The sequence below is a fragment of the Ligilactobacillus equi DSM 15833 = JCM 10991 genome, from assembly GCF_000615765.1.
Lineage (GTDB): Bacteria > Bacillota > Bacilli > Lactobacillales > Lactobacillaceae > Ligilactobacillus > Ligilactobacillus equi.
In genome coordinates this window covers 1-10895 of the sequence record NZ_BAMI01000063.1, presented here as the reverse complement: position 1 = coordinate 10895, position 10895 = coordinate 1, and the positions used below count along the sequence as shown (strand labels likewise).

Sequence of the window (10895 nt, the reverse complement as noted above, 5' to 3'; positions counted from 1 at the left end):
TTTGCTGGTGGGGTAGCGGCTTTCATGACTCCAAGTGGGGGGTACTTGCCTTCATTCTTTGTTTATGCCGTTTTGGTAGCCTTATTTTTACATAAGCGGGCAAAGTCTTATATTAATGTTTTAGTGGCAAATTGTATAGCTGCGCTAGTTTACTTGGTTTTAGGCTCTATGTGGTTGATGATTCCGGGAATTGCTGGAATGTCTTTTAAAGCGGCAATTTGGGCAGGGACGATTCCTTTTGTGATACCAGTTTTCGTTGAAATTTTGGTTTATACTCCGATTGTGGTACGTGTTAATCAAATCATTGAAAGAAAAGGACTTTTTAAAGATTAGTTGGAAAGTTGACGGTCTAAATGGCGGTCAATTTTTTAATGCCTTATTGTGCATAATATCACGAAATTGACAGCGCTTTCACAAAGTGATAAACTGACCATATCAAAATATGAAAGAAGGATTTGAGATTATGACAGCATATTACAATGGATTTCCTCAAAGTGATAAGGACGAAAAAATTACCATGGTTAATGTGGATGAATTAGAAGAAAAAGTTAAAGAAGTCATGCCGGAACCAGCTTATTACTACATTGCTTCTGGTTCAGAAAACGAATGGACTTGGCGTAATAATACGGCTGCTTTCAACCACTTTCAAATCGTACCTCGTTCATTGACAGATATGGATAATCCTTCTACGGCAACTGAATTTATGGGGATGAAACTTAAGACGCCAATCATGATTGCCCCAATTGCTTGTCATGGAATTGCTCATAAGGATGCAGAGATAGCTACGGCGCAAGGGGCCAAGGCAGCTGGAGCCCTCTTCTCCTCTTCAACTTATGCTAATAAGAGTGTAGAAGAGATTGCAGCGGCGACTGGAGATGCTCCTCGTTTCTTCCAACTCTATTTAAGTAAGGATTGGGAGTTCAACCAAATGGTTTTTGATGCTGTTAAAGCAGCCGGATACAAGGGGATTTTTTTGACCGTGGATGCCTTGGTTTCCGGTTATCGGGAAGCTAATTTACGGACCAACTTTACTTTCCCAGTACCTTTGGATTTCTTTACCCGTTACTTAGGCGGGAAGGGTGAAGGGCAGAGTGTGGCTCAAATGTACGCTTCTTCAGCTCAAAAGATAGGTCCGGCTGATGTAGCTCGCATTAAGGAAATGTCTGGTTTACCCGTTTTCATCAAAGGTGTTATGAATGCTGATGATGCCTACTTGGCTTTGGGAGCTGGTGCTGACGGGATTGTTGTGTCTAACCACGGTGGTCGTGAAATTGATGGGGCTCCCGCAACTATTGATATGTTGCCAGAAATTGCTCGGGCCGTTAATAAGCGTGTGCCAATCGTCTTTGATTCAGGAGTACGTCGTGGTTCGCATGTTTTTAAGGCTTTAGCTTTAGGGGCTGACTTAGTCGGAATTGGTCGTCCTTACCTTTATGGTTTAGCCTTAGGTGGTGCTAGTGGGGTTCAATCAGTGATTGAACAAATCAATTCTGAATTAGAAATTGATATGCAATTAACTGGCTGCAAGACCATTGAGGATGTTAAGCATGCTGATGTGCGTAATTTATCCTATGGACTAGATAACTTGCCATCTTCAACTAGCCCAAAAGTTCGCAAGCCATATCCTGTGACTGCTGAAAACCAAATGAAGGTTGAAGCTGAAACAGATGCAACTTCTGGGGCCTCGAGTCATTGATTTTTTTGGAAGGCTCTGTCACAACAAATGGTTGATTTTTGACGAGAAATAGCGTATAACAATAGTAAGAAACAGTACCACCGAAGGAGGTAATTGGATATGCCTACTATCAAAGACGCATTAGATATTATCGGTAAGTTGACTGTCGCAGAGCAGGAAAGCCTTAAAACAATGCTTTTAAGTCCTGCCTTTGTAAAGTCTTTGAATATTGAAGATTTCGTAGCAAAGGAACGCTTTGCAAATGGTCGTGTATGCCCTCTTTGTGGCTGTATCCATGTGGTTCGCAATGGTCATCGTAAAGATGGCACACAGCGATATGTATGTAAGGATTGTGGCAAGTCCTTCGTGATTGCTACGAACTCCATTGTGTCTGGTACAAGAAAAGACTTGTCCGTGTGGGAGCAGTACATTGATTGTATGATGAATGGCTTATCCATTCGTAAGACTGCTGTTGCTTGTGGGATTCACAGAAACACCGCATTCCTTTGGAGACACAAGATTTTGGATGCACTTCAGAATATGGCAGACGATGTTACCCTTGACGGCATTATTGAGGCTGACGAAACTTTTTTCGCCATCTCGTACAAGGGCAATCATAGCAAGAGTAAGACATTTGCTATGCCACGCAAGGCTCATAAGCGTGGTCATTCTACACATATCAGAGGCTTGTCCCAAGAAAAGGTATGTGTTCCTTGTGCGGTTAATAGGAATGGCTTGTCTATCTCCAAGATTACGAATACTGGTAGAGTTTCTACAAGAGATTTACATCATATTTATGATGGTAGGATTAAGACCAATTCCACTCTTGTTACGGACAAGATGAACTCCTATGTGAGATTTACAAATGCCAATGGCACTGACCTTGTGCAGTTAAAGACTGGCAAAGCCAAGAAAGGCATTTATAATATCCAACATATCAATAGCTACCATAGCCAGCTAAAGAGGTTTATGCGTGGCTTTAACGGTGTTTCTACCAAGTATCTGAACAACTATCTTGTGTGGAATAACCTTGTAAATTACGCCAAAGAAAGCGACATGGAGAAAAGGAACATCTTCTTAACTTTTGTTTTGGCAACATTGAAAACTGCTAAATGCAGAGATTTATCAAACAGACCAGCAGTTCCTCTGGTCGCCTAATTAGAATTTGTGGAGATGATAAGATGGTCAATATAACAGATGTAAAACAGATTCTTCAATTTGCAATAGATGCGGAGATTAAAGTCTTTCTTGATGGTGGCTGGGGTGTAGATGCTCTTCTTGGATATCAGTCAAGAGCCCATAATGATATTGACATTTTTGTAGAAAAGAACGATTATCAGAACTTTATAGAAATAATGAAAGCTAATGGCTTTTATGAGATTAAGATGGAATATACAACATTGAACCATACTGTATGGGAAGATTTGAAAAACAGAATTATTGATTTGCATTGTTTTGAATATACGGACGAAGGTGAAATTCTTTATGATGGGGATTGTTTTCCGGTAGAAACTTTTTCGGGTAAAGGAAGAATTGAGGAAATAGAGGTTTCCTGTATTGAACCATATAGTCAAGTAATGTTCCATCTGGGATACGAGTTTGATGAAAATGATGCACATGATGTGAAGTTATTGTGTGAGACATTTCATATCGAAATTCCAAATGAGTATAGATAACTGCAAATAACAGTTTGTAGGGGAGTTCTGATACTCCCCTATAAAATGGCTATTTATCAACTGTTTGTTGTGACATAGCCTTTTGGAAAAGTCTTTCTTGAAGCGAAGGGCTTTTTTGATTTGTTAAATTCCGGCATAGTCGGTTATACTAAAATCATGATTAAAATTGATTGAGGTGTTGTTAATGAAACTAAGATTAGCCCAAAACCATGACTTAGACCAAATTGAAGTGATGCTAGAAGATGCTCGTGCTTTTTTAAAGGCCTCTGGTAGCAGCCAATGGCAAAGTGGAAGCCCTAACCGTGAAGTTTTTGCCCAAGATATTGCTAATGGTACATGTTACGTATTAGAAGACCAAAAACAAGTGATTGCTGTGGCAACTTTATTAGTTGGACCTGATCCTAGCTATGCTGAAATTCGTGATGGCTCTTGGTTGCAAGCTAGTGATAACTATATAGCCATTCACCGAGTCGTCACATCTGGCAAAATTCGAGGTAAGGGGCTAGGAAAGATTTTCTTGCAAATGTTATTAGCACACATTCAAAGCCAAGGCTTTAAAGCAGCGCGGATTGATACTTTTCGGATTAACTATCCTATGCAAAAAGTGGCTACCAAGGTAGGTTTTAACTACTGTGGCTTAGTTACAGTAGATGACCCAATTGACGGTGAACGTTTGGCATATGAAGTGGTATTTTAGGTAGGAAGTATGGCTGGGGGAACTTACGAAGTCCTAAATTAGTGATAATAACGGAGATGATAACATGCAACAAGCATACTGTCCGCAATGCGGGACAAAATTAAGAAAGAAATTTTTAGAAAACGAGGGCCAGGTGCCTTATTGTGATCAGTGTAAAGACTATCGTTTTCCTTTTTTTAATACGGCCATTTCTATGATTGTGGTTAATCAACAAACGGATGAAATTTTACTAATTCAACAATACGGTCGGAAGAAAAATATTTTAGTGGCGGGTTATCTCTACCAAGGTGAAAACCTCGAAACAGCAGTAAAGCGGGAACTAGCTGAGGAAACGGGACTTACACCTACAGTAATTCATTTCAACCGCTCTAAATTTTATCAGCCATCTAACACGCTAATGTGTAATTTTACCGTGGTAGTTGATGACTTAGAGGATTTTAAGGTTAATAACGAGGTTGACCGTTATGCATGGTTTAGTCGCTCAAAGGCTCAAGAAGCTATTTGGCCAGGAAGCCTAGCGGAAGAATTTCTATTGGCTTATTTAAATGAGAAAAATTAATTAAATACAAGACGTTACTACATTCTAGTGAGTTGGTAACGTCTTTTTTAGTCTAAAGTAAGCCAAATTTGACACTTTTAGATAACAGTGTTATCATCAAGGAATTTGATAACACCGTTATCTAGAAAGGAGTCAGTTTTAAATGTCTAATACAGAAGATTTATTAATTTCTGTAACAACAAAGTGGGTTTCTGTTAATGATTTTCATGATTTATCACTTAGAAAAATTTCTAGCTCAGTCGGGCTGACTACGGGTGCAGTGTATAAAAATTTTAAGAGTAAACAAGAATTATTTTACAAGGTGTCTTTATCATTATCGGAACAATTAGTTTCGGATTTAAAGTTGAGTTCATTGAATACACCGTTCGATAATTTGCTAGCTATTGCTGATTTTTTGTGTAATTTAGCGGTTGAAAAGCCTAGATTAATCGAATTCTTACTGTTCAATGGAAGTATTAAAGAGATGTATCAAGCTAAAGATTATAATTTTGTATTTTGGAATTTAGTAAAAAAATATGCAGGGCAGTTAAAAGATTCTGAATATTTCCTATTGCAGATAGTAACAACCTTGACAGGTTATATTCAGTTACTTATTAATGATTTAGTCAAGTACGATCCTAAATTTATTACTATTACTTTAAAACAACTACTGGAGGATTAATATGAATTTGCACGAAATTATGGAACGTCGCCATACGGTTCGAAAATATAAAAAGCAATCACTCTCTCAAGCAGATATTGATGCGATAATACAAGAAGTTGCCAATCTGAATCAACAATTTGCCCTAAGTATGAAGTTAATTACAAATGAGGATGATTTATTATCGAAGTTTGCCAAGCTTTTTATGGCTCAAAATGCTAGTAATGCTATCCTTTTAGAAGGTCAAGATGATGAAAAATTAGGGTATTCAGCGGCCAAATTGATGCTATTTGTTCAAGAAAGGGGACTAAATAGTTGGTTTATTGGTGGAACTTATAACCAAAAGAAATTTTCTAATGCAAAAGCAATTATTGTAATTGGTTATGGTAAAAATATTGGCAAGCCACATAAATCAAAGGCAATTTCACAAGTTAGTGATTACATAACAGAAATGCCTGAGTGGTATCTAGCTGGTATTCAAGCATTACTATTAGCACCGACAGTATTGAATAAACAAAATTTTCAGATAAAATATAATGAAGGGGACCCTATACTTGATGTAAAAGTAAGTGATTATTCTGGATTAGAAAAAGGGATTTTAAAATATTATTTTGAAAGTATTTCTAAGCATAAATTAAGTAGTAACTAGAAGAAAGGAGTAAAATTTATTATCACAAATCTCGGAAAAACCATACGTGCTAAGCGTCTGGAGCAACACTTGACGCAAAAACAATTGGCGAATGGTATTTGTTCGCAGTCAATGCTTTCAGCCATTGAAAATGGGACGTATACACCTAATGCAACCTTGTTGATTAGACTTTGCCAACGTTTGGATATAAGTCTACAAGAAATAAGTTTAGCTGTGGATTATGATATTTCTGATGATAGTAATTATAATCAAACCCTTGTTGCTTTGTGCAATCAGCATCGATATGCAGAGTTAAGAGAATTTTTACAACAACCCGCAACTCTAGATTTAATTCAGAATGATGAGCAAACTCAAGCGTATTACTATTACTTGGCGATTGCCTTGTTTAACACCCAAGCGCAGCTCTCTGAAGTTCAAAAAAACCTCAAGTTAGCGATTGCAAGTGATGGTATTACGTCGCTAAAAAGGTTATCTTTAGTATCGTTAGCTTTAGTTAAGGTAGTTCATGGGGAGGTAAAAGAAATTCCGCAATTAATCAGTCAAGCTACTGAGAAGTGGCAAACATTACCTTATGAAGAAAATTTGAATATCATTTATTACTTAGTAGCGATGATTCATTACAAGTTAGGAGATTATCCGACCGCTTCAAGATGGATAAATGAGGGGATAGCCTTTGTAACAAGCCATAATTCACACTATATGTTAGCTAATTATTATTACTTGTTAGCTAAAGTAGCTCACCAAAGTCAAGTGCGTGACAAAGAAGATGTGGCACAACAACGAAGTCAGATTTTTACAGAATTATTTGCTGAAAAAGTTTATGATGATTTCTAAATATCAGTATTCTGATTTTCGGAAAAAAAGTAATCTTGCTATGATAAAACCATCTTAAGAAAAGAGGTTTTATTATATGGAGAAAAAATTATTTACCAATCAAATTAAAATTGCTACTACCCCAGATAAGACTAAGCAAGTCTTGGCCAATCCGACTAATCTTTTAAATTGGGTTCCAGAAATTACATTGGTGGACTTTGACGGTCAAAGCTATATGCTTACAAGAAAAACACCGGCGTTAAATGGGGTTGAAAAGCTGCAAGTTGTTCAACACAAAGATACTGTGATTTACCAAATCGTCGGTACTAAGGCCAAGTATCAGATTGAATTTGAAGTAGTTAATCTGGGGGATGAAACACTGTTAAATGAGACGGTAATTATTGACTCTTTTGACTCACATCTCCCCTTGGAGCTATTTGTTCCGATTGCTAAACATGCCCTTAATGGAAATTTGAAGCATTTACGAGATTATATTGAATTAACGTAAGTGACCATACTAAAAGTACTAAAAATCAAGGTTATCGCGATAATAGCGGACATGATTTTTAGTGCTTTTTAATTAACTTATTTAAGTGGTTGGTTATTGCTGTAGAGAAATGACATTTGTCATGCGATGTCATGATATTTATAGCTATCCACTTTCAATTAGTCTTTTTATAATAATTATAAATTAAAGTTGAAGAGGTAAAGTTATGGAAGAAGTAATAAAAGTTAACCACTTAAATAAGCAAATTGGTACTAAGAAGGTTTTACACGACATATCTTTTACAGTTAGTAAGGGTGAATGTATAGCTCTTATTGGTCCTAATGGGGCGGGAAAAACAACATTATTTTCTTGCCTACTAGGCGATTATAGTACAGAAAAAACAATGATTACGGTTTTAAAAGATAGTCCGAGAAGTAAGAAGTTAAAAGATAAAGTTTCCGTTCTTTATCAGGAAAATATTATTCAAAAAAGAATGAAAGTTAAAGAACTAATTAGCTTTTATCGGTTGATTTATAATAATCCACTATCTTTACAAGAAGTAGATAATATTTTACGGTTTAGTGAGTTGCAAAAAAATCAATTTACTGAAAAATTATCGGGAGGACAAAAGCGTTTACTGTCATTTTTATTAGCTGTTATTGGTAATCCACAAATTATTTTCTTAGATGAACCTACGGCAGGTATGGATACAAACATTCGTCAGCATTTTTGGAAAGTAATCTCATTATTAAAAAAGCAAGGCAAGACGATTATTTATTCTTCTCATTACATTGAAGAGGTTGAACATACGGCAGATAGGGTACTTCTCCTTAATAAAGGTCAACTTATCAGGGATACGACGCCATATGCTTTACGTTCAGAAAAAGAAGAAAAAGTTTTTTCAATTCCTATAAAATATGTAAATTTAGTACGTGATTTAACCTATATCTATGATGTCGAACTAAAAAAGGACAATATTTGCTTTACTACGCAAAATCCTCAAAAGGTGTGGGACATTATCTATCCCCAAGTTGATCTTGCTGATATCGAAATGAACAATATAACCCTACTAAAGAAAATTTTCACTGTAACGGAGGATAAATAAATGGAAACTTTGTATCCACTATTGAAAAATGAACTTATTTTAACTAAACGGGGATTTCAGTCGTTAATTTTTGGAATTATCTTGCCCATAGGTTTTTTATTGATTTTTTCACAAGTTTATTCCACAGGTCCTAGAGCAATCGTTAATCATTATATACAACAAACAACTATATCAATGGTAACTTATTCAGGACTATGCTTTTGCTTATTTACTTTTCCTTATTCTTTGAAAGATGACGAAACAAATAATCGTAAACGAACTTTATTGCATACACCAGTCCCACAATGGCAATACTATTTTGTCAAGATTATACGAATTTTAGTAAGTTACCTATTAGCTATTATATTGACTTTTGGTGTATCGCATTACTATCTTGGGATAAACTTGCCACTTGGAAAGTGGGTAGTTTCAGGGTTACTATTATTACTTGGAGTCAGTTGTTTTTTTGTACTAGGATATCTATTATCGTTCATCAAGTCAACAGAATTATTATCAACGGTATGTAATATTACATATTTGAGTTTAGCAATGTTGGGGGGACTATGGATACCACTTTCCGAATTTCCTAAAACTTTACGTAGGGTATTACAATATTTACCTTCCGCCCAATTATGGAAATTAGTTACAAATTATCTTGATAATGGTAAAATTACTATAAATTCCATAGCTATTTTGGGAATATATGTATTACTTTTTTCAATCCTAGTAGTTATAGTTAGTAAATTTAGAAAAAAGGATTTGTAATGACAAAAAATAAAGTATATCTATATTATATCTATCTCGTTTATTTGATTTTTCCAATCGGCTATACTTTTATTGCACGTAAGTCATTATGGTTGTTAGTACCAACTATATTTTTTGGAATAGGATATGTTGTTGTGGCAACTACCAATAATAAAAAAGTTATCTTAGTAACATGGTACCTTTTGCTAGCGTATATCATTAGCTATATTTGGTGGTTTGATTATTCTATTGCCTATTTTTTCTTTTATATTTTCAATCTGATTGCGTATAAATTTCAGGCAAATATTAAATCGTATCAATTTATTAGTGCGTCAGCGTGTATAATTGCGATAGCGGGGTACTATACGCTAAATTATCAAACTTCAAGTGATTATTCGCTAATGGCAATGCAAATGTGGATTATATTTGCTGTATGTTTGGCAATTGTATACATCAAACGTTATCATAATCAAAATGAACAATTACAACGAGAGTTAAACAATCAAAATAAGTATATTAATCTATTGGCTGCAGAGAATGAGCGTAATCGAATTGGACGTGACTTACACGATACCTTAGGTCATACGTTTGCGATGATGACACTTAAATTAGAATTAGCCTCTAAGCAATTAGAGAAGCAAAAGTATGATGAAGTTGCTAAACAGATTAGTGAGCTTCGAGAAATAAGTAAAGTATCAATGTCAGAAGTACGATTGTTAGTAGATAATCTTAAAACACGCACATTATCAGAAGAGTTATCAGAGATAACAAGAATGATGGATTTATCTGAAATTGATTTTGAATTAGACTATCAACTGGGAAATAAAATCATTGCTCCTAATCAACAATCACTACTAGTTATGGTGGTACGTGAATTAATTACGAATGTTATAAAACATTCTCAAGCTAGTAGCTGTAAATTAAACCTTTTCTCTACTAGGGGGAGAATTATTGTTGAAATTACAGATAATGGCAAGGGATTTAAGGAAACTACCGAAGCTCCCCTGCATTCAATTAGAGGAAGAATTGGTAAAGGAGTTCAAGGAATAAAAATTATTTCAGTGAAAACTCCAACAGTCGTGCAAGTTATCTTATCTGAGGTGATATTAGAATGAATTTATTAGTCGCAGAGGATCAGTCAATGTTACGAGATGCAATGTGCCAACTGCTGCAAATGGAAGATGAGGTTAATAAAGTTTTTCAAGCTGAAAATGGGATTCAATCAATTGAGTTACTTTCGAAGTATCAAATTGATGTGGCAATTTTAGATATTGAAATGCCACTTAAATCGGGTATTGAAGTCCTTGAGTGGAGTAAACAACATAAACCACAAACTAAGGTTATCATTGTAACGACCTTTAAACGTGAAGGTTATTTAAAACGATCGCTACAAGCGGATGTTGATGCTTACGTATTAAAAGATCGTTCAATAGATGATTTAATGTTGACAATCAACTTAGTTTTACAAGGTAAGAAACAATATTCTCCAGAATTAATGGACATGTTTACTCAAAAGGTAAATCCATTGAGTGAGAAAGAACAAGTGATTATTGACTTTATAGCTCAAGGATTGACAAACAAGGAGATAGCTACAAAACTATTTTTATCCGATGGAACTATTCGGAACAACATAACAAGTATTTTTAACAAATTAGGTGTACCTAACCGGACACGAGCAGTTAAAGTTGCTCGTGATAATGGGTGGCTGAATTAGTATTAAGGAAAATTTCGAAATTTAGAAAAGTTATAATTCAGCTAAGTGACCACAATAAAAGCACTAAAAATCAAGGTTATCGCGATAATAGCGGACATGATTTTTAGTGCTTTTTAATTAACTTATTTAAGTGGTTGGTTATTACGTTGGTCTTTTT

The 10895-nt window shown here is 35.3% G+C and carries 14 protein-coding genes; all 14 read left to right on the top strand.

Features of this window, described 5'->3' with window-relative positions:
* Positions 1-333: biotin transporter BioY (locus JCM10991_RS10295; RefSeq protein WP_025021425.1), on the top strand; the 333-nt coding region annotated here is incomplete at its 5' end.
* Positions 334-463: 130 nt separating this feature from the next.
* Positions 464-1696, top strand: a complete 1233-nt coding sequence (locus tag JCM10991_RS10290; protein ID WP_025021424.1) for a lactate oxidase — start codon at positions 464-466, stop codon at positions 1694-1696.
* A 99-nt stretch (positions 1697-1795) separates the two neighbouring features.
* On the top strand, positions 1796-2833 hold the full coding sequence (locus JCM10991_RS10285; protein WP_025021423.1) for an IS1595-like element ISSag10 family transposase: 1038 nt from the start codon (positions 1796-1798) through the stop codon (positions 2831-2833).
* Positions 2834-2856: 23 nt separating this feature from the next.
* Positions 2857-3351, top strand: a complete 495-nt coding sequence (gene lnu(C), locus JCM10991_RS10280) for a lincosamide nucleotidyltransferase Lnu(C) (RefSeq protein ID WP_002837187.1) — start codon at positions 2857-2859, stop codon at positions 3349-3351.
* Between the two features lie 184 nt (positions 3352-3535).
* Positions 3536-4048 (top strand): GNAT family N-acetyltransferase, encoded by a 513-nt coding sequence (locus JCM10991_RS10275; protein WP_035188810.1) that lies wholly within the window; start codon positions 3536-3538, stop codon positions 4046-4048.
* 64 nt (positions 4049-4112) lie between these two features.
* Positions 4113-4607, top strand: a complete 495-nt coding sequence (locus tag JCM10991_RS10270; RefSeq protein ID WP_025021421.1) for an NAD(+) diphosphatase — start codon at positions 4113-4115, stop codon at positions 4605-4607.
* Between the two features lie 142 nt (positions 4608-4749).
* Entirely contained in the window at positions 4750-5268 is a 519-nt protein-coding gene (locus JCM10991_RS10265; RefSeq protein ID WP_025021420.1) for a TetR/AcrR family transcriptional regulator, read from the top strand.
* A gap of 1 nt (position 5269) precedes the next feature.
* Positions 5270-5896, top strand: coding sequence for a nitroreductase family protein (locus JCM10991_RS10260; RefSeq protein ID WP_025021419.1), 627 nt, complete (start codon positions 5270-5272; stop codon positions 5894-5896).
* 18 nt (positions 5897-5914) lie between these two features.
* Positions 5915-6730, top strand: a complete 816-nt coding sequence (locus tag JCM10991_RS10255) for a helix-turn-helix transcriptional regulator (protein WP_025021418.1) — start codon at positions 5915-5917, stop codon at positions 6728-6730.
* 76 nt (positions 6731-6806) lie between these two features.
* Positions 6807-7217, top strand: a complete 411-nt coding sequence (locus JCM10991_RS13745) for an SRPBCC family protein (protein ID WP_035188807.1) — start codon at positions 6807-6809, stop codon at positions 7215-7217.
* 205 nt (positions 7218-7422) lie between these two features.
* A complete protein-coding gene (locus JCM10991_RS10245; RefSeq protein WP_025021417.1) occupies positions 7423-8301 on the top strand; it encodes an ABC transporter ATP-binding protein in 879 nt (292 codons plus the stop codon).
* Positions 8302-9045 (top strand): ABC transporter permease, encoded by a 744-nt coding sequence (locus JCM10991_RS10240; RefSeq protein ID WP_025021416.1) that lies wholly within the window; start codon positions 8302-8304, stop codon positions 9043-9045. It abuts the gene before it with no gap.
* Complete coding sequence (locus tag JCM10991_RS10235) at positions 9045-10139, top strand: sensor histidine kinase (protein WP_025021415.1); 1095 nt, start codon at positions 9045-9047, stop codon at positions 10137-10139. Before JCM10991_RS10240 ends, JCM10991_RS10235 begins: the two co-directional genes overlap by 1 nt.
* On the top strand, positions 10136-10738 hold the full coding sequence (locus tag JCM10991_RS10230) for a response regulator transcription factor (protein ID WP_025021414.1): 603 nt from the start codon (positions 10136-10138) through the stop codon (positions 10736-10738). Before JCM10991_RS10235 ends, JCM10991_RS10230 begins: the two co-directional genes overlap by 4 nt.
* Positions 10739-10895 lie beyond the last annotated feature (157 nt).